The 22,788-nt window shown below is 51.8% G+C and carries 22 protein-coding genes; 7 read left to right on the forward strand and 15 right to left on the reverse strand.

From position 1 onward, the window contains the following. Nucleotides 1-36: 36 nt before the first annotated feature. The 8 genes from potI to ABDW13_RS05465 form a co-directional block, all read right to left on the reverse strand. Complete coding sequence (gene potI, locus ABDW13_RS05430) at nt 37-882, reverse strand: putrescine ABC transporter permease PotI (RefSeq protein WP_343551416.1); 846 nt, start codon at nt 880-882, stop codon at nt 37-39. Next, nucleotides 879-1,835, reverse strand: coding sequence for a putrescine ABC transporter permease PotH (gene potH, locus ABDW13_RS05435; protein ID WP_343551417.1), 957 nt, complete (start codon nt 1,833-1,835; stop codon nt 879-881). Before potH ends, potI begins: the two co-directional genes overlap by 4 nt. 9 nt (nt 1,836-1,844) lie before the next feature. Further along, nucleotides 1,845-2,978: a putrescine ABC transporter ATP-binding subunit PotG gene (gene potG / locus ABDW13_RS05440; RefSeq protein ID WP_343551572.1), complete on the reverse strand. Its 1,134-nt coding sequence runs from the start codon at nt 2,976-2,978 to the stop codon at nt 1,845-1,847. A gap of 109 nt (nt 2,979-3,087) precedes the next feature. After that, the gene (gene potF / locus ABDW13_RS05445; protein WP_343551418.1) at nt 3,088-4,197 is read right to left on the reverse strand and encodes a spermidine/putrescine ABC transporter substrate-binding protein PotF; all 1,110 of its coding nucleotides are present in this window, start codon (nt 4,195-4,197) and stop codon (nt 3,088-3,090) included. Nucleotides 4,198-4,568: 371 nt separating this feature from the next. Beyond that, the gene (locus ABDW13_RS05450; RefSeq protein WP_343551419.1) at nt 4,569-5,048 is read right to left on the reverse strand and encodes a YbjN domain-containing protein; all 480 of its coding nucleotides are present in this window, start codon (nt 5,046-5,048) and stop codon (nt 4,569-4,571) included. Between the two features lie 86 nt (nt 5,049-5,134). Beyond that, nucleotides 5,135-6,037: a 30S ribosomal protein S6--L-glutamate ligase gene (rimK, locus tag ABDW13_RS05455; RefSeq protein ID WP_343551420.1), complete on the reverse strand. Its 903-nt coding sequence runs from the start codon at nt 6,035-6,037 to the stop codon at nt 5,135-5,137. A gap of 17 nt (nt 6,038-6,054) precedes the next feature. Next, the gene (nfsA, locus tag ABDW13_RS05460) at nt 6,055-6,777 is read right to left on the reverse strand and encodes an oxygen-insensitive NADPH nitroreductase (protein ID WP_343551421.1); all 723 of its coding nucleotides are present in this window, start codon (nt 6,775-6,777) and stop codon (nt 6,055-6,057) included. Between the two features lie 15 nt (nt 6,778-6,792). Further along, complete coding sequence (locus ABDW13_RS05465; RefSeq protein ID WP_343551422.1) at nt 6,793-7,044, reverse strand: DUF1418 family protein; 252 nt, start codon at nt 7,042-7,044, stop codon at nt 6,793-6,795. 170 nt (nt 7,045-7,214) lie between these two features. On the opposite strand from ABDW13_RS05465, the gene ABDW13_RS05470 reads away from it, so the two are divergent. Both ABDW13_RS05470 and ABDW13_RS05475 read left to right on the forward strand, forming a co-directional pair. Continuing rightward, nucleotides 7,215-7,478: a GrxA family glutaredoxin gene (locus ABDW13_RS05470; protein WP_343551423.1), complete on the forward strand. Its 264-nt coding sequence runs from the start codon at nt 7,215-7,217 to the stop codon at nt 7,476-7,478. A gap of 232 nt (nt 7,479-7,710) precedes the next feature. Then, complete coding sequence (locus ABDW13_RS05475; protein ID WP_343551424.1) at nt 7,711-9,804, forward strand: hypothetical protein; 2,094 nt, start codon at nt 7,711-7,713, stop codon at nt 9,802-9,804. 69 nt (nt 9,805-9,873) lie between these two features. Here the strand turns inward: ABDW13_RS05475 and ybjM are convergent, their stop codons facing one another. Then, on the reverse strand, nt 9,874-10,245 hold the full coding sequence (ybjM, locus tag ABDW13_RS05480) for an inner membrane protein YbjM (protein ID WP_343551425.1): 372 nt from the start codon (nt 10,243-10,245) through the stop codon (nt 9,874-9,876). Nucleotides 10,246-10,498: 253 nt separating this feature from the next. Here ybjM and ABDW13_RS05485 point away from each other — a divergent pair, with 253 nt between their 5' ends. Further along, a complete protein-coding gene (locus tag ABDW13_RS05485) occupies nt 10,499-12,187 on the forward strand; it encodes an aspartate:alanine antiporter (protein WP_343551426.1) in 1,689 nt (562 codons plus the stop codon). Between the two features lie 328 nt (nt 12,188-12,515). Further along, the gene (gene ybjG / locus ABDW13_RS05490) at nt 12,516-13,121 is read left to right on the forward strand and encodes an undecaprenyl-diphosphate phosphatase (protein ID WP_343551428.1); all 606 of its coding nucleotides are present in this window, start codon (nt 12,516-12,518) and stop codon (nt 13,119-13,121) included. A gap of 32 nt (nt 13,122-13,153) precedes the next feature. On the opposite strand, the gene ABDW13_RS05495 is transcribed toward ybjG, so the two are convergent. After that, nucleotides 13,154-14,359 carry a serine hydrolase gene (locus ABDW13_RS05495; RefSeq protein ID WP_343551429.1) on the reverse strand — a complete coding sequence of 402 codons (1,206 nt, stop codon included), beginning with the start codon at nt 14,357-14,359 and terminating at the stop codon, nt 13,154-13,156. A gap of 274 nt (nt 14,360-14,633) precedes the next feature. On the opposite strand from ABDW13_RS05495, the gene ABDW13_RS05500 reads away from it, so the two are divergent. Next, nucleotides 14,634-15,290 carry an HAD family hydrolase gene (locus ABDW13_RS05500; RefSeq protein ID WP_343551430.1) on the forward strand — a complete coding sequence of 219 codons (657 nt, stop codon included), beginning with the start codon at nt 14,634-14,636 and terminating at the stop codon, nt 15,288-15,290. Between the two features lies 1 nt (nt 15,291). On the opposite strand, the gene ABDW13_RS05505 is transcribed toward ABDW13_RS05500, so the two are convergent. The 3 genes from ABDW13_RS05505 to ABDW13_RS05515 all read right to left on the reverse strand — a co-directional run bounded on the left by ABDW13_RS05505 (nt 15,292) and on the right by ABDW13_RS05515 (nt 17,939). Further along, a complete protein-coding gene (locus tag ABDW13_RS05505) occupies nt 15,292-16,425 on the reverse strand; it encodes a PQQ-dependent sugar dehydrogenase (RefSeq protein ID WP_343551431.1) in 1,134 nt (377 codons plus the stop codon). 104 nt (nt 16,426-16,529) lie between these two features. After that, entirely contained in the window at nt 16,530-17,186 is a 657-nt protein-coding gene (locus tag ABDW13_RS05510; RefSeq protein WP_343551432.1) for a DUF3313 domain-containing protein, read from the reverse strand. A 117-nt stretch (nt 17,187-17,303) separates the two neighbouring features. Continuing rightward, a complete protein-coding gene (locus ABDW13_RS05515) occupies nt 17,304-17,939 on the reverse strand; it encodes a carbonic anhydrase (protein ID WP_343551433.1) in 636 nt (211 codons plus the stop codon). Nucleotides 17,940-18,268: 329 nt separating this feature from the next. Here ABDW13_RS05515 and rimO point away from each other — a divergent pair, with 329 nt between their 5' ends. Further along, a complete protein-coding gene (gene rimO / locus ABDW13_RS05520; protein WP_343551434.1) occupies nt 18,269-19,594 on the forward strand; it encodes a 30S ribosomal protein S12 methylthiotransferase RimO in 1,326 nt (441 codons plus the stop codon). On the opposite strand, the gene ABDW13_RS05525 is transcribed toward rimO, so the two are convergent. Next, a complete protein-coding gene (locus tag ABDW13_RS05525; RefSeq protein WP_343551435.1) occupies nt 19,591-20,040 on the reverse strand; it encodes a DUF4385 domain-containing protein in 450 nt (149 codons plus the stop codon). The two genes, rimO and ABDW13_RS05525, sit on opposite strands and share 4 nt — an antisense overlap. Nucleotides 20,041-20,155: 115 nt before the next feature. Between ABDW13_RS05525 and ABDW13_RS05530 the strand changes: the two genes are divergently transcribed. After that, nucleotides 20,156-21,817: a methyl-accepting chemotaxis protein gene (locus tag ABDW13_RS05530; protein WP_343551436.1), complete on the forward strand. Its 1,662-nt coding sequence runs from the start codon at nt 20,156-20,158 to the stop codon at nt 21,815-21,817. Nucleotides 21,818-21,872: 55 nt separating this feature from the next. Here ABDW13_RS05530 and gsiD read toward each other — a convergent pair whose 3' ends face one another. After that, entirely contained in the window at nt 21,873-22,778 is a 906-nt protein-coding gene (gene gsiD, locus ABDW13_RS05535; protein WP_343551437.1) for a glutathione ABC transporter permease GsiD, read from the reverse strand. Nucleotides 22,779-22,788: the final 10 nt, after the last annotated feature.

Raw genomic sequence — 22,788 nt, forward strand, 5'->3', positions numbered from 1 at the left:
ACCAGCCCGTTCTTATATTGGCAAATGCTACGGTGTTTAGCCACGCTGTGCTTTCTGAATATCGCGCAAACGCTGCTTTTCTTCGTGTGCCATAAAACGCCATGCGATAAAGCCGACCAATCCCACCACAAACAGAATCAGCGAGGCTAAGGCGTTGATCTCTGGGTTCACGCCACGACGCACGGTAGCAAAAATCGCCATTGGCAAGGTGGTCGCGCCTGGACCGGTGACAAAGCTGGCAATCACCAAATCGTCGAGCGACAAGGTAAACGCCAACAGCCAGCCGGTAACAATCGCTGGCGCGATCATTGGCACGGTGATGACGAAGAACACTTTTACCGGCGTTGCGCCCAAATCCATCGCCGCCTCTTCAATCGAACGATCTAATTCACGCAAGCGCGAGTTGATCACCACCGCGACATAAGCGGTACAGAACGTCACGTGCGCCAGCCAGATGGTGAGCATGCCGCGATCGCTGGGCCAGCCGAGCGTGTTGCCCATGGCGACAAACAGCAGCAGCAACGACAGGCCGGTGATCACATCAGGCATCACCAGTGGCGCGGTCAGCATGAAAGCAAAGCCGTTATGCCCACGGAAGCGGCCAAAACGCACGATCACTACCGCCGCCATGGTGCCGAGTACCACCGCCATAGTCGCCGACAGCGCCGCAATGGTCAGGCTCAGCCCAACCGCATCCAGCATCGCACTGTCCTGGAACAGCACTTTGTACCAGTGGAACGAGAAGCTCTCCCACACCGTCACCAGCTGCGAACTGTTGAAGGAGTAAACCACCAGCAGCAGCATTGGCGCGTAGAGGAACATAAAGCACAGCACCAGAATCGCGGTGCGCCACGGAGATCGAATGGTCGGTAACTGGCTCATTCCTTCTCCCCCAATTCACGGTTTTGATGTTTGTGGAACCAGATAATCGGCAGAATCAGGATCAACAGAATGATCACCGCCAGCGCGGATGCCACCGGCCAATCGCGGTTATTAAAGAATTCTTGCCACAAAATACGCCCAATCATAATGCTGTCCGGGCCGCCCAACAGTTCCGGGATGACGTATTCGCCCACCGCCGGGATAAATACCAGCATCGAACCGGCGATAATGCCGCCTTTAGTCAACGGCACGATTACGCTGAAGAAGGTCTTCAACGGACGCGCGCCAAGATCCAGCGAAGCTTCCACCAGCGAATAATCTATACGCGTCAACGCGGTATAAATTGGCAGCACCATAAACGGCAGATAGCAGTAAACGATGCCGATATATACCGCCGTGTTGGTGTAGAGAATCACTAATGGATGATCGATCACGCCCAACCACATCAGGAAACGGTTGAGAATACCGTTGTTATTAAGCAATCCCATCCACGCATAAACGCGCACCAGGAACGAGGTCCACGACGGCAAAATCACCAGCAGCAGTAAAATGGTGCGCATCGACGGTTTACTATGCGCCACCGCCCATGCCAGCGGATAACCGATCAGCAAGCAGATGATGGTGGAAATAGCCGCCACTTTTAGCGACGTCAGATACGCATCAACGTAGAGCGGATCGTCGGTCAACGTCAGATAGTTACCGAGATTCAGCACCAAATTGAGCTGATCGTCGGCCCAGGTCACCAAATCGGTATACGGCGGAATTGCGCGCGCAATATCAGCAAAACTGATCTTCAGTACAATCAGGAACGGCAGCAGGAACAGCAGGATCAGCCACAAATAGGGCAAGGCGATCACTAACTTGCGCCCGTGCTGCATTTTGATGCGCGTGCCCCAGCGTTGCAGCGGCGTGCCGACTAATTCCGGCTCGCTGCGTTGAGAAATCTGGCTCATATCGCCCCCTTAAACCGTCAAAACCACACAGCTGTCGGCATCCCAACACAGACGCACTTCGTCGCCCCAGGTTGGCGCGCCTTTGCGGTAGCGATGGGCATTTTGCAACTGCGCACTGATCATCTGCCCGCTGCGCAGGCGCACGTGATAGATCGACAGGTCGCCAAGATAGGCAATGTGCACCACCTCCCCGACGGCGAAGTTGCAGCCATCCTCCGGAACTTCTTCGCACAGCATCACTTTTTCTGGACGCAGCGCCACGTGCACCGGCACGTTATCCACCACCGACACATCGGTTTGTACTTTCAGCGGATGCACCAGGCCCGGCGCATCAATGATCAACGCGTCTTCGCCACGCTCACGCAGCAAACCTTCGAACACATTGACGGAGCCGATAAACTCAGCACTGTAGCGGCTGGTTGGGTGCTCATAAATCTCTTCTGGTTCACCAATCTGCACGAATTTTCCGCGGTTCATGATGGCGATACGCCCCGCCATGGTCATCGCTTCTTCCTGATCGTGCGTCACCATCACGCAGGTAGCACCTACGCGCTCCAGAATATCCACCACTTCGTGCTGCATGCGATCGCGCAACTTTTTGTCCAGCGCGCCCATCGGTTCATCCAGCAACAACAGCTTGGGACGTTTCGCCAGGCTACGCGCCAGCGCCACACGCTGACGTTGGCCGCCAGAGAGTTGATGCGGCTTACGCTTGGCAAACTCCTGCATATGCACCAGCGACAGCATCTCTTCGACGCGGCTGCTGATTTCGCCTTTCGGCAGTTTGTCCTGCTTCAAGCCAAACGCGATATTTTGCTCCACCGTCATGTGCGGGAACAGCGCGTAAGACTGGAACATCATATTGATTGGACGTTGGTACGGCGGCACGTGCGAGAGATCCTGACCATCCAGCACAATCTGGCCGCTGGTTGGCGGTTCAAAGCCCGCTAACATGCGCAACAACGTAGATTTGCCGCAGCCAGATGCGCCAAGTAGCGCAAAAATCTCGCCTTTGTAAATAGTCAGACTGACATCATCCACGGCGTGTTGACCGTCAAAAGATTTGGTCAGATTGCGAATTTCCAGCAGCGGCGTCATCGCCTTAGCCGTTTTATTTGGGGGGCGGGGAATCGCGTCGTTCACTAACATTTCTCCGGCGCTAATCGCGCGGCACAGCCGCTAAAAATGGCACAACAGAGGCCATCACCGCGCCTCTGTTGTCTTCTTCAGGGTGTAATTCGTTCAGAACGAGTTACTTACCACTTTTTACTTTAGTCCATGCACGCGTACGCACACGATCCAGTTTCGGATCCTGGACCTTGAGCACAAACAGTTTGGCCATCACGTCCGCCGGCGGGAAGATGTTTGGATTGTTACGCACATCGGCATTGATCAGCGGCAGTGACGCTTTGTTGCCGTTGGCGTAGTTCATGTTGTTAGAGACATCGGCGATCACTTTTGGATCCATGATGTAGTTCAGCCACTGATAAGCGCCTTCGACGTTTTTAGCATCATGTGGGATTGCCATCATGTCGAAGAACGCCAGTGCACCTTGCTTCGGCACGGTATATCCCAAGTGCACGCCGTTGTTGGCTTTCTCTGCACGATCTTTCGCTTGCAGGATATCGCCCGACCAGCCAATCGCCACGCAGATGTTGCCGTTCGCCAGGTCGTTGATGTACTGCGACGAGTGGAAGTAACGGATGTTTGGACGCAGTTTCAGCAGTAAATCGGTGGCCGCGCCAGAGTAATCTTTCGCATCGGAGCTGTTCGGATCTTTGCCGAGGTAGTTCAGCACGGTGGCGAAGATCTCTTCCGGTGCATCAAGGAAGGAAACACCGCAGCTTTTCAGTTTTTCCAGGTTCTCTGGTTTCAGCACCAGATCCCAGCTATCCAGCGGAGCATCTTTGCCTAAAACCGCTTTCACTTTATCGACGTTGTAACCAATGCCGGTGGTGCCCCACAGGTAAGGAATCGCGTATTTGTTACCCGGATCGTGTTGCGCCACTTTCGCCATCAGATCGGGGTCGAGGTTTTTGTAGTTCGGCAGCTTGCTCTTGTCGAGCTCCTGGAACACGCCCGATTGCAGCTGGCGCGCAAGGAAGCTGGACGACGGCACAACCACGTCGTAGCCAGTGCTGCCCGCCATCAATTTGCCTTCCAACACTTCGTTGGAATCAAAGACGTCATAAACCACTTTATCGCCGGTCTGCTTTTCGAAGTTCGGCACGGTATCAGCCGCGATATAATCGGACCAGTTATACACATGCACGGTACTACCTTCGGCTTGTGCACCTCCGGCCGCAGCCATCAATGCACCAGCAACCACACCTGACAACCATTTTTTACGTTGGTTGAACATGTTTTACTTCCTCCTGAGCGGGTCATCACAACGCTGCATACACGGCGATCCGAACGTTGCGTTTTCTGTTAAATCACAGGCACACAATGAATCAATATTCAGCGGGAGTTTAATAGCAAAAACCTATACCTGCGCTGAGGTTGCACGTCTCAAGCAGCCCCGCAAGAATAGCCCCCCTGCTTCACCTGCACCAGATCCCAGCTTAAAAAACGCCTTTTCGCGATAAGTTATGCATGTTTCTGCTATGGGGTTTGGCACTAGTGGCATAAAGCACGACTAATATCTGGCAATAAAGGGCAAAATGCAGAATAAAAAATGGCGGGGCTAAAATGAAAACTGCCGCAAAAAGCGGCAGTTAGCGAGGCGGGAACTCAGTGCAGCATCGCATGGCTGCTGGAGCTGGGCTGTCGCTCCTCTTCTTCTTCCACCATCAACAAATGATTGGCGAAGGCTTCCATAATCACCATCGAAACGCCCTCTTCACTTTGCTTCATAAAGTGAGAAAACTGACCAAAGGTTAATCCGGCGGTGGTACTGATCGACTGGCAAACAATCAGCTTCGGCAGATTGTCGTCCTGAATATCAACAAAGGCTTTCACCGTCAGCGAACTGGCGTTGATTTGTGACAAATCGCCGACTAACGGAATCAGCGCCGTAGGTTTTACTTCAGCCAGCGCGGAGAAGAGGATGACGTTATCCACCAGGTCAATTTTTGCATCAAACACCCCGTCAAAATTCTGCATATGCGGCAGGTGCAACGCCTGACAGGCATCGCATTCAAACCAGGTGATATTTTGTTGATCCAGCCAACGACGCAGCACGTCAATGTCCGGAACGACCAGTGAATCCATCGTAATATCCTGTGGGGTGAAGAAATGAGCGCCTTAGCTTACGGAAAAACCGCATTGGATGCCACGAAAACCGCTGAAAAGCGCGCTTAGCCGCCGGTTTTCGGACGATAGCCGGGGCAGGCGTGCTGCTCAATCCATTCGATCATCATCGTGGCGATATCCAAACCGGTTTCGCGCTCAATGCCTTCCAGACCGGGCGAGGCATTCACCTCCATCACTAACGGCCCGCGATGCGCACGCAGAATATCCACGCCGGCGACTTCAAGGCCCAAAGTGCTGGCGGCTTTCACTGCGATTTCACGCTCTTTTTCCGTGATTTCCACCGCGCGCGCTTTGCCACCCCGATGCAGGTTTGAACGGAAATCGCCCTCTTTCGCTTCACGCTCAATCGCCGCCACCACTTTGTCGCCAATCACCAGGCAACGAATATCACGGCCTTGCGCTTCCTTGATAAATTCCTGCACCAGAATATGTGCATTAAGACCGCGAAACGCATCGATCACGCTTTCGGCTGCCTGACGCGTTTCCGCCAGCACAACGCCAATCCCCTGCGTGCCTTCCACCAGCTTAACCACCAGCGGCGCGCCGCCGACCATGGCAATCAAATCATCGGTATCATCCGGTGAAGAGGCGAAGCCGGTGATCGGCATATCGATGCCTTCTCGTGCTAAAAGCTGCAACGAACGCAGCTTGTCACGCGCGCGGGTGATCGCCACCGATTCATTAAGTGGATAACTGCCGCGCACCTCAAACTGACGCAGCACCGCGGTGCCGTAAAAGGTGGTGGCGGTGCCGATGCGCGGAATCACCGCATCGAAATGGCCAAGCGCCTCGCCGCGATAATGCACCGCTGGCGAGTCAGAATTGATGTTCATGTAGCAGGAGAGCGGATCGATGATTTGCACCTGATGACCACGCTCTTCCGCGGCGTCTCGCAGACGTTTACACGAAAAGATCGATCCGTCGCGGGTGAGAATGGCCATTTTCATTGCAAAGTTCCTTGTGCTTAGCGCGTGGCCCAACCTTGCTGATGCAGGTAATCCAAAATAAAGGGACGCGTTTCTTTAATGATCAGACGCTGAATCAACTGGCTCCAGGTTTCGGAACGCTGGTTGCTATCACGTTGCTGATAATAGGCAGTAATTTGCTCATCGTACTGCGCCAGCACGCTTTTATCGATGGGTTGATAGCAATTTTCATGCACCAACATCGCCTGCGGCATGCGCGGTTTGACGTCCGGGTTATCCGCCGGGTGACCGATGCAGAAACCAAACAGCGGCAGCACAAATTTCGGCAGATCCAGCAACTCGGTGACTTGCGCAATACTGTTACGAATTCCGCCAATAAACACGCCGCCAAGCCCCAGCGATTCGGCTGCCACCATGGCATTTTGCGCCATCAAGGCGGTATCCACACAGCCGAGCAACAGTTGCTCCGCGCGGCCTAACTGCGCATCCGGACAAATTTGCTGATGACGATTGAAGTCAGCGCAAAACACCCAAAATTCTGCCGCCGCGCTGACCCAAGGTTGTCCACCGGTCAGCTGCACCAGTTGCTCACGTTTTTCCCGATCGGTGATGCGAATAATAGAAGAGCACTGCAAAAAACTGGAGGTGGAAGCCGCTTGTGCCGCTGCAATAATGGCGCTGCGTTGCGCCTCATCAATGCCTTGTTCAGTAAAGGCGCGAATGGAACGGTGGCTGCACAGTAAATCAATAGTCGGCGTCATAATCCTCTCCGGTGGTTACTTCTTTTTATTGGATTGATTGAACAATTGCGGGGCCATCGCCTTGGCGGTTCGCCACATCATCATCCACGCGGCGGGCAGCATCAGCGCAATGCCGAGAAAAAACAGCAGCGTGGCCAGCGGTTTTTTGCTGATGAAATCGGGCGCGTTCATCCAGTCATTGACCAGTAATAGCGCGCCAATCACGGCAAGCACGCCGAGAGCCTCGAGCAGCAACACCGGTTTGGGCAATGTGGCGAGATTACGCATGCGATGTTTCCTTGAGCATTCAATCAGTTTTAGCGTCTGCATAGACAGCGCGTATCAGAATAACAGTTAACTTCTTCTTTCTTTAAGCAGGATGGGCGGGCAATATGTGACGCATTATTCACGCTGTGATGTGAGTTTAGTCACAAAACAGCAGCGGAAGGAGAGAAGCAATGATTGCAGTGATTTTTGGCCGTTCAAGCTGCCCTTACTGCGTACGTGCGAAAGAGTTGGCTACCCGGCTTACCAGCGAGCGCGACGATTTTAATTATCAGTACGTAGATATTCAGGCCACCGGCATTACTAAAGCCGATCTGGAAGCGCGTGCCGGCAAGCCGGTCAACACCGTACCGCAGATTTTCCTCGACGATCAGCATATTGGTGGTTACACCGAATTTGCCGCTTGGACGAAAGAAAACCTGGGTATTGAAGCGTAAACACGCTGATTGAAAAATCCGTCTCGAATTGAGGCGGATTTTAATTTTATGATGTTTTTAATCCCCAGATTCACAATTTATACTGCAGCAATAAATCCCCTCTTAAGTTAAATTGCTCCATGAATACTTCCTACTAGTTTACCCGTTGCGAAGTTCAGCAATGATAATTGATTAAAAATACTGAATTGGTTATAAAAATAACCTTTGCGCCAATTAATGTTCTGGGGTATCCATGTCCACCGTCGATCACTCACACTTACCCGCCGATTTAGTCGCCATTCACGAATCCAAAGGGATGCAATTTTTAAACGAGCAGAAAAAAAGAAGTTTCTCACTGAATATCTTGTATATGAATGGTGAAGAATTGCTTACTGCCTGTGCCAAAATGCATGATCCTGACATTGGCTTTTCGCTAATGGGAATGAATAATAAAGAAGCGAGTGAACAAGCGCATCGGGAAGTAAAGCGTTATCTGCATAACTTCGTGGCTGCAGCAATGACGCTGGTTGATCACACCCGCGTGATGTTGAACGAAAGCTATAAAGATCAGCCCATCCACTTAGTTATCAGCGATAAAATCAAATCGACCGTTGGCAGTTCTCCGATATGCAAATTTATGCAAGATATGCGCAATTATATTGTTCATAAGGGATTACCAAACTCTCAGCGCTATATGCATGCCAATAACAACGGCAATCATGGATTTACCATTAAAACCGGCATCCATATCGAAACAGCGAGTTTATATGATTACAATAACTGGAAAGCGTTGTCTAAGACCTATTTAGAAAATGCATCTGAATTTATTGAAATTCATGAACTTGTTGAACAGTATGTAAAAGAAATAAAAAACTTTAATCAATGGCTCGATGTTACGTTAGAGCAGCATCATGCTGATGAGCTTCGCGAACTATATCAGTTACAAGCCATATACAATGCTAAATACAGTGAGCATGAGCCGCGAAAGCTGGAGACAGTGGCTCAAACAACAAGCCAATCGGCTGAAATGGTGCTTACCGCTGAAGTTAACCAACTTGCAGAGGCAGCAAAAAGTAAAATTGCAGAATATCAGCTGCCAATTGGCAGTGATGCAGTTTTTCACAGTCAACGTCCCCACATCACTTTCTCCGAACAGGATATGCTAGAGGATGCTGTACACCACTTCATTGACGAACAACACGGCGGTATTGTTGTGTTCATGCGTAAGAATGACAAAAGCTATGGCATTGCGACCAAGAATACGTTGGATCTACAAGCGTTGTTCGAAAAAATTTGTAATGAAAATTGGGCAATCAATAAATTTGATTATCACTTTGTATTCGATACTTTTCTAAAATGGAATCGGGAATACTGGCATCAGCCTAATGAAATCTCATTCTATGATTATCTACGAGAACGCTGTCGCAAGGAAATCAATATGCAGACGATTTATTATCCGATTGCTCAAGTTGAGATTGCCTGCGCATTTAATTTTGGACCGGTGATCATCACACCACTAAGTGCCGCACTGTTTGACAGCATTGAACAATCAGTTTCGCCCACAGATGTAGATGCCAGTATTTTTTCAAATTTTAAAAAACAAACTCAAGAGTGGCGAAGAAAATATCAGGGCACTGCCGCAGTACAAATTAACGCGGAAATGCATCCATCGTTCTTCGATAAGAATTTCTATACGCTTGCCACCCATTGCATCGATATCCTGCGATTCTTCTCGCCCTGGTCCAGCAATGCCGAATATAGAACATCAATTGCACTTAAAGGCGCGGATTATCTGCCCACAAGGAGTATTTTCGCCGCTTACGATGGTGGATTTATGATCAATGAGGGATTAAAAGAAGAGTATATTACCCAATGGCAAATGACCGAAGAGGACATCAGCATACTTGTTGAAGATGGTCTGGCTAAAGCAGGGAAATTGATTGACGAGACCAGTCTCACGCCGTTCGAAAGAAATATAAGAACAGCGATGATCCTGTTTAGTAAGGGTTGCAATATGATCGGCGGAATTGACCGTCTGCATTACACGCTTTCAGCGGCTGAAGAAATTTATCTGCGTCATGATACAGAACATGCAGAATCGTTAATCGCCAAACGTATCTCTCACTTGATTGAGAGGAATGCCGCGCGTCATCCACCATTGAAACCTCAAATAGCGAAAGCTTATTTTATGCGCAATGACTATAAATTAAGCTTATCTCCTTCGGAGAGGGAAGCGATCCTAAACTGCACACAGGCTATACATCATTCAATCTTGATTGCATTAGAAAACATGCATACATTTTCGACCAAGGAAGAGTTTATTTATGCTTTGGAAAGCGGGCATTAAACGCTTTTGCCAATAAGCCATCGGCTGATTACCTGATGGCTTATTGAGTCAAAACATGAAGCTGGATAACTACGGATTATTCATCGCCAGCATTATTCGCAACAAGCGCACCAACAACGCGCCACATCCCGCCCAGAACAACGCGCTCAAACTCCAGGCCACAATCAGCAAACCGCTGTGTGTCACTGGCACCGCCAGCATCAACCACAGCATGCCCAGCAACGTGCCCGCTAAAGCCACCCACAACGTCCCGACTAACGGACTTTCCGACTGCATCAAGGCCGTGACGATTCCCGGCAATAAAAACAGCAGTAATTCGGGTTGCCCGCGCACGGTTTGCTCGCTGGCGGCGGCCCAGAAATGATGTGCATAAATAAACACCAGCGTATAAAGCATCACGCCCAAAATCGATGCTGCCCAGCGGTGAATGCGCTGCAACATAATTATCCTCATCTTGGATTTTAACAATTATGAAACTTTTACTGCCCTGATGCGCACGACTGGAAATAAAAAGAAACAGCTGGATGCGGAAGGAATGAGAACTGCCGATAGCTGGGGATATTAATTATGGTTAGAATGATGCCGCTTTAATCTTTACGCTGCTCATCGCGGAAAATAAGCCGTTTCTGCTGGCACAAGATAGCGAAAAAAGCGCCTGTCATCAACCCATTACAAGTTAAGAAGAAGTGAAACCGTGAACATTAACGTCGCAGAATTGTTAAGCGGAAATGACGTTCTGTTATTATTTGTCGTTTTAGCCCTTGGGCTGTGCTTAGGTAAATTACGCTTAGGTTCTGTCCAACTCGGTAATTCCATTGGTGTATTAGTTGTTTCCTTGATTTTAGGTCAGCAGCATTTTGCGATTAATACGGACGCATTAAGTCTTGGCTTTATGTTGTTTATTTTTTGTGTCGGTGTTGAAGCCGGGCCAAACTTTTTCTCGATATTTTTCCGCGACGGCAAAAATTATTTCTTTTTAGCCATTGTCATGGTGGTTAGCGCGCTATTAATCGCCCTAACGCTGGGCAAAGTGTTCGGCTGGGATATTGGTTTAACCGCCGGCATGTTGGCGGGTTCCATGACCTCGACGCCGGTACTGGTGGGTGCTGGAGACACGCTGCGGCAAAGCATCAGCGACAGCCATCAACTCACCTTAATGCAGGACAATCTCAGCCTCGGTTATGCCCTGACCTATTTAGTCGGTTTGGTGAGTCTGATTTTCGGCGCGCGTTATTTGCCGCGCCTGCAACATCAGGATCTGCCGACCTGTGCGCAGCAAATCGCGCGCGAACGCGGTTTGGATGCTGATAGTCAACGCAAAGTGTTTCTGCCGGTGATTCGTGCTTATCGGGTTGGTCCGGAATTGGTGGAATGGAGCGGCGGCAAAAACCTGCGTGAGCTGGGCATTCATCGTCAAACCGGTTGCTACATTGAGCGCCTGCGCCGCAACGGCATTCTCGCCAGCCCGGATGGCGACGCCATGCTACAGCTGGGTGATGACATCTCGCTGGTGGGTTATCCCGATGCACACGCGCGCCTCGATCCCAGCTTCCGCAATGGCAAAGAGGTGTTTGATCGCGACTTACTGGATATGCGCATTGTCACCGAAGAGATCGTGGTGAAGAACCATAATGCGGTGAACAAGCGCCTGAGCCACCTCAAACTCACCGATCACGGCTGCTTCCTTAACCGTGTGATTCGCAGTCAGATTGAAATGCCAATCGATGACAGCATCATGCTGAACAAAGGTGATATTTTGCAGGTCAGCGGTGAGGCGCGTCGGGTAAAAAGTTTGGCTGATCGCATTGGCTTTATTGCCATTCACAGCCAAATCACCGATCTGCTGGCCTTCTGCGCCTTCTTTATTGTCGGCTTGATGATCGGCATGATCACCTTCCAGTTCAGCAACTTCAGTTTCGGCATCGGCAATGCCGCTGGGTTGCTGTTCGCCGGTATCATGCTCGGCTTTATGCGCGCCAACCATCCCACCTTTGGTTACATCCCGCAAGGCGCGTTAACCATGGTGAAAGAGTTCGGCCTGATGGTATTTATGGCCGGTGTTGGCTTGAGTGCCGGTAGCGGTTTGCAGCACGGCTTTGGCAGTGCGGGTGCCTTAATGCTGTTGAGCGGCCTGCTGGTGAGCTTATTGCCGGTTGTGATTTGCTATTTGTTTGGTGCTTACGTGTTACGTATGAACCGCGCGTTGCTGTTTGGCGCGATTATGGGTGCGCGCACCTGTGCGCCGGCGATGGAGATCATCAGCGATACCGCGCGCAGTAGCATTCCGGCATTAGGTTATGCAGGAACTTATGCGATTGCTAACGTTTTGCTGACGCTGGCGGGCACCTTGATCGTGATAATCTGGCCGCTTTTGCCTTTATAAAAATATTTTCACGCTGTCCAGAACTTTCTTTGGGGGGCGCAGTCTGAATAAGTGCCACTGCTTTTCTTTGAAATCCCCAAATTGTGGAGCCCGCCGGTCACTGACTTGCGGGTTTTTTTATGGCTGCGATTCCGGCTATTTCTTGCTTCACCTCATTTTCAAACCTTCATGCAACTTTCATCAAACCTAAACACTCCAACAACCCGCGATAAGTTTAAGAGCGCGACTATGTACTGATCACTGGTCCTCTTTTAGGCTATCCAGCTTATTTTGCAGGCAATTTTGCGCTGCTGCTTTTTGGGTAAACAAGACGAGGACATTAACGGTGATGGAAGCACTCAACCACCAACTGTTTTTATGGATCAACGCCAACGCGGATTCGCCGCAGTGGCTGATTAGCCTGGCGACCTTTATCGCCAAAGATGTGATTGCCATTGTGCCACTGCTGATTGTGGCGCTATGGCTATGGGGACCGCGTGAGCAAGTGCAATCGCAGCGCGCGCTGGTGTTGAAAACCGGCATGGCGCTGATTTATGCATTGAGCATTTCCTGGTGCGTCGGGCAATTACTGCCGCATCCGCGCCCCTTCGCGATCGGTTTCGGCCATCAGTTCTTATCGCATGCCGCTGATGACTCTTATCCTAGCGATCATGGCACCACGATTTTCACCTTTGCACTGGCGTTCATCTTCTGGCATCGCTTATGGTCGGGCGTGATGTTGTTAGTGGTGGGAAGCGCCATTGCCTGGTCACGCGTCTATCTTGGCGTACACTGGCCGCTGGATATGTTGGGCGGATTTTTGGTCGGCTTGCTGGCGTGTCTGGCGTCGCACATGGCGTGGCAGTTGTACGGCGAACGCATGTTGGCATTTACCCATCAGATGTATCGCGCGCTGTTTGCTATGCCGATTAAGAAGGGATGGATTCGCGAGTAAAGTTGTGGGCGCACCTTGGTGCGCCCGCAAGATTAGCTAAACCACTTCCCGAACCAGCCGTTGAATTTCATCATAATGAAATCCCAAATCCGGCCAATAAAGCCGCCTTCAGGCACTGCTTCCATCGCGACCAGCGGACGCTGCTCGATAGTTTTGCCATCCAGTTGGAAATCGATAGTGCCGACCACCTGATTTTTCTCCAGCGGCGCTTCTAACTGCGGTGAATTAAGCGTGAAGCTCGCCTTGAGGTTTTTCATCTGCCCTTTCGGCACGGTAATCGCGGCATCCTTGGCCACGCCGAGATTCACCTGGCTGTGATCGCCAAACCACACGCGCTGCTGGGCAAACGGTTTGTCGGCCTTAATCGGCGTCACGGTTTCATAGAAGCGGAATCCCCACGTCAGCAATTTTTCACTTTCGCGGAAACGCGTGGCATCGGTTGCCGCGCCCAGTACCACGGAAATCAAACGCATATCGCCTTCGGTCGCTGACGCCACCAGGTTATTGCCCGCGCCCGACGTATGACCGGTTTTAATGCCGTCAACCTTGAGGTTGGTGCTCCATAACAGACGATTGCGGTTCATCTGTTTGATTTTATTAAAGGTGAACTCTTTCTCGCTGTTGATGGCGTACTCTTCTGGCACATCGCTTATCAAGCGTTGACCGATGATCGCCATATCGCGCGCGGTGCTGTATTGCCCTTCGGCATCTAATCCGTGCACCGTCATAAAGTGGGTGTTTTGCAGGCCAAAGGCTTTGACGTAGTTGTTCATTAAACCGATGAACGAATCCTGGCTGCCGGCCACGTAATCGGCCAGCGCGATGCAGGCATCGTTGCCGGATTGAATCACCACACCTTTGTTCAGCTCAGAAACCGGAATGCGATCGCCAGGCTTAAGGAACATCAGCGAGGAACCGCGCAGTTTGGGATTGCCGGTGGCCCAGGCATCCTGGCCGATAGTCACCATGTCATCGTTGGTGATCTTGCCGGATTTCAGCGCCTGGCCGACCACATAGCTGGTCATCATTTTGGTCAGGCTGGCAGGATCAAGACGCTGGTCGGCATTGGATTCCGCCAGCACTTTGCCGCTGTTGTAATCCATCAAAATCCAGGCTTTGGCGTCTATCTGCGGAGCGGCGGGTGCTTGTTCTGCCAGCGTTGAAATAGGAATAAAAAGTAATAACAGTGATGATGCAGCCAGAGGCCGCCAGGCAGTCGCGAAGGTGTTTTTTCTCATGAGGATGACCAGATTGTCCTTGTTAAATCATGGTTTTTTGCAGATAAGACATTTCTCATCCCACGCTAACGTTTCACGCCAGCGAAAAAAACCGTCCGATCGTAAAGTTATATAGAGTTTATTAGAGTAACCCTGGCACCAACCGCGGCGCGCTGCCACTTTTACCCATTAAGGTGACGATAAAAAATGCGTGTAATTCCGATTTTTCGCAGAACGGTTAAGCCAGTCACAATTTTCCGCTAACCTGAGTTCAGTCAGCCTGAGGAGAGCCACGATGGACTTAGCCATTTTCGATCTGGACGAAACCCTGATTTGTGAAGACAGCACCAGCCTGTGGCTGCGCTGGCTGGTTTCACAGGGATTTGCCCCCGAAGAGATCATCCGTCAGGAGCAAATCCTGATGGAGAAATATCACACCGGTACGCTATCAATTGAAGAGTATATGAACACCACGCTGGCCCCATTGGCTGGCATGGCAACCTTAACCGTTGAAGGCTGGGTGCGACGCTTTATCCATCGCGACATTATGCCGCGCGTTTTCCCTGCTGCGCGCGCACGCATTGAGTGGCATCAACAACGTGGTGATACGGTCATGATTATCACCGCCAGCGGCGATCATCTGGCGGTGCCGATTGCTGAACGCCTCGGCGTGCACGGCGCGTTAGCGATTGGCGTGGAAGTAGTCGATGAGCGCTACAGCGGTCAAACCTACGGCACCATGACCTATCGTGAAGGCAAAGTCACACGCTTAAGCGACTGGAAAGCGTTGCAGCAAGATCAACGCTTTGATCGCACCTGGGCGTACAGCGATTCAATGAACGATCTGCCGCTGCTGAGTCATGCCGATCACGCTTGGGTAGTGAACCCCAACCCGCTGCTGTTGCAGGAAGCGCAACAACGCGGTTGGGAAGTGTGTAACTGGGTACGTTAAATCAGCCACGCGGGGTGCTGGCGTCATTCGTCAGCCCCACTTTTAACAACTTGCCGTTGGCTTCATCGGTTAGCACATACAGATAACCATCCGGCCCTTGCCGCACATCGCGAATCCGCTCACCACGATTTTCCAGCAAGCGTTGTTCTTCAACCACCTTCTCGCCATTCACCTGTAATCGAATCAGGCTTTTTTCCTTCAACGCGCCGATGAACAGCGAATTTTTCCATTGTGGGAAGCGCGCGCTGTTATAGAACGCCATGCCGCTGATGGCGGGCGATACTTTCCAGTAATGCAACGGTTGTTCGGTGCCGTCGACATGTGTGCCCTGCGCTTCCGGCACTTTTTGCCCGCTGTAATCAATGCCGTAAGTCGCCAGCGGCCAGCCGTAGTTCTTGCCCTTCTCTGGGATGTTCACCTCATCGCCACCGCGCGGGCCGTGTTCGCTTTCCCAGATTTGCTGCGTCCACGGGTTGAGCGCCAAACCTTGTGGATTGCGCATGCCCAACGACCAAATTTCGCCGCGCGCGCCCTGCCGTTTCACAAAGGGATTATCAGCTGGGATGGCGCCATCTTTGGTCAAACGCACGATCTTGCCAGATAGCTTGTCCAACTGTTGCGCGCTGCTGCTAGCAAAGTTGTCACCAAAAGCAACATAGAGATAGCCTTGATGATCAAACGCTAAACGCGTTCCCATGTTAGCGCCGCTGGAGAGCTTCGGCGTTTGCTCCAGCACCACTTTGAAATCACGCAACTGACGATTATCGTCGCTAAGTTGGCCGTAACCCACCACGCCGCCCGCGCGCCCACTGTCATCCGCGGTGGTATAGCTGAGCCACACGCGGCGGCTTTGCGCAAAATCGGGCGCCAGCACCACATCCAACAAGCCCCCTTGTCGATTGGCCCACACTTGCGGTACGCCAGCTATCGGTTGCGACAAACCTTTGCCGGGCTGCCAACTGCGTAATTGGCCGGAACGTTCGGTGATTAACAGCGTTTGGTTGTCGGGCAGAAAAGCCACCGACCACGGGTGGTCGAGCTTGTCCTGCAAAACCTGCACCTGCACATCGGCAGCAAGCGTTGAAAAGGCATAACTTAAAGCGCTAACCAGCAGCGCGGCGGGCAGCAAACGCATGGCATCCTCCTTCAGCACGGTGAGTGATTAAGGATAGTCAGCCAGATCAGCTAAATGGGCAGGATTTACAAAACATTAAGCCCGGCGTGTGGCCGGGCAGCAATTTACTGAGAAGGAAACGCTAGGGTATCGCGCACCATTTCGTCGATGCCAGGACGCAAATCGTTGAGGGTAATCGGCGCGGTGTTGTTCGGCAGATTTTTGCCAAACGCTTTGCGCACCACTTTAATCATCGGTTTGCCGGTTTGGGCATCCACCGCTTCCGTTTCAAGGAACAGCTCGCTGTTTTGCGTGCGATGACCGGTAGCGGCCATAGTGCTAGCGACTACTGCGGCAACCGGCACCACCTCATAGAACTGCACGCCTTCATTTTCCGCCGTGACCGCGGTAATTGCAGTTTTCACCAGCAGCGTATGCGGGCCTTTTTGTGTCACCAGTGTTTTACGCTGGGAAATCGCCTGCTTTAACTGGGTGTCCGTGTAATTGCGGATGCCATCCAGCGTTTGCTGATCGATACGCGCGGTGGGATGCGCAGCCGGATAATAAACCACCGGCGTATACACCACGTTTTTATAATCCGCATCGTGATAATCAGGCGAAATCCAACGCAGCGTGGGTTTGCCGCTCGGTGATTCGGTGGATTTCAACCCGCTGTAATCACCAAGAAAACCGGAATATTGTTGTTTGTCTGTCACATGAGAAGTACAGCCAGCCGCAAGCATCGCCAGCGTTAAAACCGAAGCACAAAGGGGAAATCGCATGAGAAAGCCCTTATCAGAGGTAATTGCTTCTCAAGTGTAGAGGCTGGAAATCGAGACGTTAGGAAATATTATTGAAATGCGAGAAAAAACCACCTGCATTGCAGGTGGTTAGGGGAATTACTCGAAGCAGGTTTCCGGATTTTCAGACAGTGAGATAAACGAGTCGCCGCCCTTAGTCAGCGCAATAATGCCGCCGCTTTCAATATCGTAAACCCACCCGTGCAGACGCAGTTTTTTCTTCCGCAGCGCCACTGAAACAGAAGGATGTGTTTTGATATTGTTGAGCTGGGCAATCACGTTTTCTTTAACCATTTCGTTGAGACGTTTCTCAACCGAATCGTAGTTACGCTCTTCCACCACCGCTTTCGCCGCGTTAGCGTAGTGCAACCAGTGATCCACCGCTGGCATGCTTTCCAGATCGGCATTTGAAGCAATTGCGTTCATGGCACCGCAGTTGGAGTGGCCGCAAATGATAATTTCCGTCACGCCCAATGCCACCACGGCGTATTCGATGGTCGCCGAAACACCGCCTGGTTCAGGACCGAACGGTGGCACGATATTGCCGGCGTTACGGATCACGAACAGTTGGCCTGGCTCTGATTGCGTCACCAACTCAGGCACCAGACGGCTGTCTGAGCAGGAGATAAACAGGGCTTTGGGATTTTGGTTGGATGCCAAACTTTTGAAAAGATCCTTCCTTTCAGGGAACACATTCTGTTGAAAATTCAGAAAACCTTTGACGATCTCTTGCATATGTCTGCTCTCACATTATCCGCTTCGGCCCTGACAGTGAGGATTCACCGACAGCGCGATTAGAAATTTTCAGTGAAGATAATAACTTACATTCACCGACCCAATATTTAAGCAAAACACTCCCACTTACACAACTCGGATCTCAGAGCAGCAGCAGGTTACTTTTACTCAATGCAGCCGCAATTTCGCGCGCCGCCAGCAGAGTTAAGCATATTCACAGCACAATAGTTGCTCGATGAGGAGATTCTTACACAGCCTATACATTTTCCCCTGCAACCTCTGTACAATCGCCCCCCTATCCACACTAATTATGATGAATTTTTAACCTTATGAGCCAAGTCAAAAATCCACCGCGCGTGGGGTTCGTCTCCCTCGGCTGTCCGAAAAACCTCGTTGACTCTGAACGCATCCTGACGGAACTGCGTACTGAGGGTTATGACGTGGTCCCTCGCTACGATGATGCGGAGATCGTCATCGTTAACACCTGTGGATTTATTGATAGCGCCGTACAGGAATCACTGGAAGCGATTGGCGAAGCGCTAAACGAGAACGGCAAAGTGATCGTCACTGGCTGCCTCGGTGCCAAAGTGGATCAGATCCGCGAAGTGCATCCAAAGGTGCTGGAAATTACCGGCCCGCACAGCTACGAACAAGTGCTGTCGCACGTGCATACTTACGTGCCGAAGCCAGAGCACAACCCGTTCCTAAGTTTGGTGCCAGAGCAAGGTGTGAAACTGACGCCGCGTCATTACGCCTATCTGAAAATTTCCGAAGGCTGTAACCATCGCTGCACCTTCTGCATCATTCCTTCAATGCGTGGCGATCTCGATAGCCGCCCAATCGGTTCGGTGCTGGATGAAGCGAAGCGTTTAGTCGAAGCTGGCGTAAAAGAGCTGTTAGTGATCTCGCAAGATACCTCCGCGTACGGCGTGGATGTAAAACATCGCACCGGTTTCTGGAACGGATCGCCGGTGAAAACCAGCATGGTAAGCCTGTGCGAGCAGTTGGCGAAACTCGGCGTGTGGGTGCGTCTGCACTACGTTTACCCGTATCCGCATGTGGATGACGTGATTCCGCTGATGGCTGAAGGCAAAATTCTGCCGTACCTCGATATTCCATTGCAGCACGCCAGCCCGCGCATCCTGAAGTTGATGAAGCGTCCGGGCGCGGTGGAGCGCACGCTGGAGCGCATCAAACGCTGGCGCGAGATCTGCCCAGAGTTGACGCTGCGTTCAACTTTCATCGTCGGATTCCCAGGCGAAACCGAAGAAGATTTCCAGATGCTGCTCGACTTCCTGAAAGAAGCGCGTCTGGATCGCGTTGGCTGCTTCCAGTACAGCCCGGTTGAAGGCGCAACCGCCAACCAACTGCCGGATCAGGTGCCGGAAGAGGTTAAACAGGAACGTTTTGACCGCTTCATGCAGTTGCAGCAGAAAATCTCAAGCGAACGTCTGCAAGAGAAAATTGACCGCGAAGTACTGGTGATCATTGATGAAGTGGATGAAGAAGGCGCAGTGGGCCGCAGCATGGCCGATGCCCCGGAAATCGACGGCGCGGTGTATCTGAATGGCGATCGCCAAGTGAAAGTCGGCGATGTGGTGCGTGTCAAAGTGGAACACGCCGATGAGTACGATCTTTGGGGTACGCGCGTTTAACCATACTTCTGCTGGTGCGCACGTTTGCGCGCCAGATAGTCGGTATCGGTTCTTATGCGATCCCAACACGCTTTAAAAATGGCCGCTGCAGCGGCCTTTTCTTTTTCTGTGGTACGTGGCAATTCTTTACCTTCGGCATCGTATTTGCGCCCGCCTTGATGATTGCTGTAGCGCCGCGCCCGCGTGTAACCCATCTGAATATATTTGCGCGCCATGTCCATGCCGACAAAATCATCCTGCGCGCGATAGGCCTCAAACATCTGCATAATCTGCTGCGAAGATTCCTGCGCCAGTTCCACCGTGCGAAAACGCCAATGCGGCAAAATTTCACTTTTGTAAGGTTCGACCATTAACACACCCTGCTCACCGCGTCCCACCTGATAGCGCTCTGGTTGCTGTCGAAAATCAATGTGCTTGAAATCTTGATCATAATTGAATGCTTTCATCTGTTTTCTTCGCCTTCTCATCATCCCGTAACGGAATTATTTCCTGCTGGCACTTAAGCGATTAGTTTTTTCACCGATAACCTAACTATCAGCCTACTTCCTCAGAGATGCCCCTATGTTTAAACGAATGAAAATTGTGACCGCCATCATGATGATGCTGGTGGTGTTTACCGCAATGCAGGCGATTTCCGGATCGTTATTTTTGTCTTCATTGATTTCCGGGCAACATAACTTCACCACCAGCGACCAGTTATCACGCCAACAGCGTGAGTTGGGTGACGGTTGGCAAACGCTGATAAAAACCCGCGTGATCATTAACCGTGTTGCGATTCGCATCCTGAAAAATCAAACCGATGAAGCCTCGGTTGCCGCCATCAATAAGCTGCTGATCAGCGCAGGCGCTTCTCTGGATGTGGCGCAACAACATTATGACCAGTATAAAAGCTTGCCGCGAATTGCCGGACAAAGTGAAGCATCGGCCAGCGTGGTTGATGCCAAATTCACCGCTTTCGCTGAACTGCTGAAACAGTCGGCTGTATTCCTTAAGGCCAATAACTATGCTGCTTACGGCAACCTGGATGCACAACAAGCGCAGGACGATCTGGAAGCCGCTTACAAGCAATGGCGTGAGCAGAGTGCGCAGCTGCTGGCTGAACGCAGTACGCAAAACGACACCACCTATCAGCATATGCTAGAGATGATGGCTGCGATGGCGATTATTGTCGTGGCGCTGCTCGTCGCCGTTTGGATGCTGGTGCGCCGCATCTTGCTGGCACCAATGAAACAGGTACAGCAGCAGATGGAACGTTTTGCCGAGGGCGACCTTTCGGTGCCTTTGCAGATTGAGGGCCGCAGTGAAATGGCGTCGATTGCCGCCAGCCTGAGCCACATGCAACAAGCGTTACTCAGCACCATCAACAATGTGCGTGACAGCGCTGATGCGATTTTTGGTAGCGCCAGCGAAATTGCTTCTGGCAACAACGATCTTTCCTCGCGTACCGAACAGCAAGCCGCGTCACTGGAAGAAACCGCCGCCAGCATGGAAGAGTTAACCGCGACGGTGAAACAGAACGCCGATAACGCACGCCAGGCGACGCAGTTAGCCAAAACCGCCTCCGAAACCGCCGACAAAGGTGGCAACGTGGTGGATGGCGTAGTGAAAACAATGCGCGATATTGCCGATAGTTCGAAGAAGATCGCCGACATCACCAGCGTGATTGATGGCATTGCCTTCCAGACCAACATTCTTGCGCTGAATGCCGCAGTTGAAGCGGCGCGTGCCGGTGAACAAGGTCGCGGTTTTGCCGTGGTGGCTGGGGAAGTGCGTAATCTGGCGCAACGCAGTGCGCAGGCAGCGAAAGAGATCAAATTGCTGATCGAAGATTCAGCGCAGCGCGTCAACCTTGGCTCACAGCAGGTGAGCAGCGCCGGAGACACCATGCAAGAAATCGTCAGCGCGGTAACGCGTGTAACGGACATCATGGGCGAGATCGCTTCAGCGTCTGATGAACAGAGCCGCGGCATTGATCAAATTGGCCAGGCAGTGAACGAGATGGATCGCGTGACGCAACAGAACGCCACGCTGGTACAGGAATCTGCCAATGCCTCGGCGTCGCTGGAACAACAGGCCAGCAGCCTCTCCTCTGCGGTTGCACGCTTTAATACCGGTAAGCGTCAGGCGATAACGCAGGCAGCAAAAGTAATGAAACCGACGTTAACACCGACTCGCACGCAACCCGCTGTCGCGCACAGCAATGACAATTGGGAAACGTTTTAACTCGGATAACCTTCGCTAATTAAAACGGTCGCCATTTCTGGTGACCGCATTTGTATTACGTCTTCAATTTCGGATCCAGCGCATCACGTAAACCATCGCCGAGCAGATTAAACGCCAGCACGGTAAGGAAAATCGCCAGGCTGGGGAAAATCGCCACATGCGGTGCAATCACCATATCGGCGCGGGCTTCATTCAGCATCGCGCCCCACTCCGGCGTTGGCGGCTGTGCGCCCAGGCCGAGAAATGACAAACTCGCCGCGGTAATAATCGAGGTGCCGATGCGCATGGTGAAATAAACCACAATTGACGACACCGTGCCAGGCAGGATATGGCGCATGATGATGGTCCAATCCGATGCGCCGATGCTGCGCGCCGACTCGATATAGGTTTGATGTTTCAGCACTAAGGTGTTGCCGCGCACTAAACGGGCGAACGCCGGAATACTGAATATCGCCACCGCAACAATCACGTTGCTCATGCCGCTCCCCATGATCGCCACCACGGCAATCGCCAACAGAATGCCGGGAAAGGCAAACAGCACATCGCAGATTCGCATGGTGATGCGATCCCACCAGCCTTCGTAATAGCCCGCCAGCAAGCCCAGCACCGTGCCGATCAATGCGCCAATCGCCACTGAGAAGAAGCCAGCAATCAATGAAATACGCGTGCCGACCAGAACGCGGCTGAAGATATCGCGCCCCAGCGAATCGACACCAAACCAGTGCATCAGCGACGGACCTTCATTCAGCCGGTCGTAATCGAAATAGTTTTCCGCATCAAACGGCGCAATCATCGGCGCGATAAACGCCACCACAATCAGCAACAGCACAAACAATCCCGCCAGCAGCGCCACATGCTGACGACGAAAACGCCGCCAGAATTCGCGCCACGGCGTACGCACCCGGTCTTCCGTTATCATCGGCATGGTTTTCAATGCCGCCGCACGTCGCCAGTTTTTCAATTGCGACTCC

The organism is Pantoea sp. (assembly GCF_039594315.1).
GTDB lineage: Bacteria > Pseudomonadota > Gammaproteobacteria > Enterobacterales > Enterobacteriaceae > Pantoea.

Excerpts from the sequence above, each read along its gene's own strand:
- potF (WP_343551418.1), bottom strand. The coding sequence starts at position 4,197 with ATGTTCAACCAACGTAAAAAATGGTTGTCAGGTGTGGTTGCTGGTGCA.
- ybjM (WP_343551425.1), bottom strand. The coding sequence starts at position 10,245 with ATGTTGCAGCGCATTCACCGCTGGGCAGCATCGATTTTGGGCGTGATG.
- ABDW13_RS05475 (WP_343551424.1), top strand. The coding sequence starts at position 7,711 with ATGTCCACCGTCGATCACTCACACTTACCCGCCGATTTAGTCGCCATT.
- ABDW13_RS05500 (WP_343551430.1), top strand. The coding sequence starts at position 14,634 with ATGGACTTAGCCATTTTCGATCTGGACGAAACCCTGATTTGTGAAGAC.
- ABDW13_RS05505 (WP_343551431.1), bottom strand. The coding sequence starts at position 16,425 with ATGCGTTTGCTGCCCGCCGCGCTGCTGGTTAGCGCTTTAAGTTATGCC.
- ABDW13_RS05525 (WP_343551435.1), bottom strand. The coding sequence starts at position 20,040 with ATGAAAGCATTCAATTATGATCAAGATTTCAAGCACATTGATTTTCGA.
- nfsA (WP_343551421.1), bottom strand. The coding sequence starts at position 6,777 with ATGACGCCGACTATTGATTTACTGTGCAGCCACCGTTCCATTCGCGCC.
- ABDW13_RS05450 (WP_343551419.1), bottom strand. The coding sequence starts at position 5,048 with ATGGATTCACTGGTCGTTCCGGACATTGACGTGCTGCGTCGTTGGCTG.
- ABDW13_RS05495 (WP_343551429.1), bottom strand. The coding sequence starts at position 14,359 with ATGAGAAAAAACACCTTCGCGACTGCCTGGCGGCCTCTGGCTGCATCA.
- ABDW13_RS05530 (WP_343551436.1), top strand. The coding sequence starts at position 20,156 with ATGTTTAAACGAATGAAAATTGTGACCGCCATCATGATGATGCTGGTG.
- ABDW13_RS05510 (WP_343551432.1), bottom strand. The coding sequence starts at position 17,186 with ATGCGATTTCCCCTTTGTGCTTCGGTTTTAACGCTGGCGATGCTTGCG.
- ABDW13_RS05470 (WP_343551423.1), top strand. The coding sequence starts at position 7,215 with ATGATTGCAGTGATTTTTGGCCGTTCAAGCTGCCCTTACTGCGTACGT.
- ABDW13_RS05515 (WP_343551433.1), bottom strand. The coding sequence starts at position 17,939 with ATGCAAGAGATCGTCAAAGGTTTTCTGAATTTTCAACAGAATGTGTTC.
- rimK (WP_343551420.1), bottom strand. The coding sequence starts at position 6,037 with ATGAAAATGGCCATTCTCACCCGCGACGGATCGATCTTTTCGTGTAAA.
- potI (WP_343551416.1), bottom strand. The coding sequence starts at position 882 with ATGAGCCAGTTACCGACCATTCGATCTCCGTGGCGCACCGCGATTCTG.
- rimO (WP_343551434.1), top strand. The coding sequence starts at position 18,269 with ATGAGCCAAGTCAAAAATCCACCGCGCGTGGGGTTCGTCTCCCTCGGC.
- potH (WP_343551417.1), bottom strand. The coding sequence starts at position 1,835 with ATGAGCCAGATTTCTCAACGCAGCGAGCCGGAATTAGTCGGCACGCCG.
- ABDW13_RS05465 (WP_343551422.1), bottom strand. The coding sequence starts at position 7,044 with ATGCGTAATCTCGCCACATTGCCCAAACCGGTGTTGCTGCTCGAGGCT.
- ybjG (WP_343551428.1), top strand. The coding sequence starts at position 12,516 with ATGGAAGCACTCAACCACCAACTGTTTTTATGGATCAACGCCAACGCG.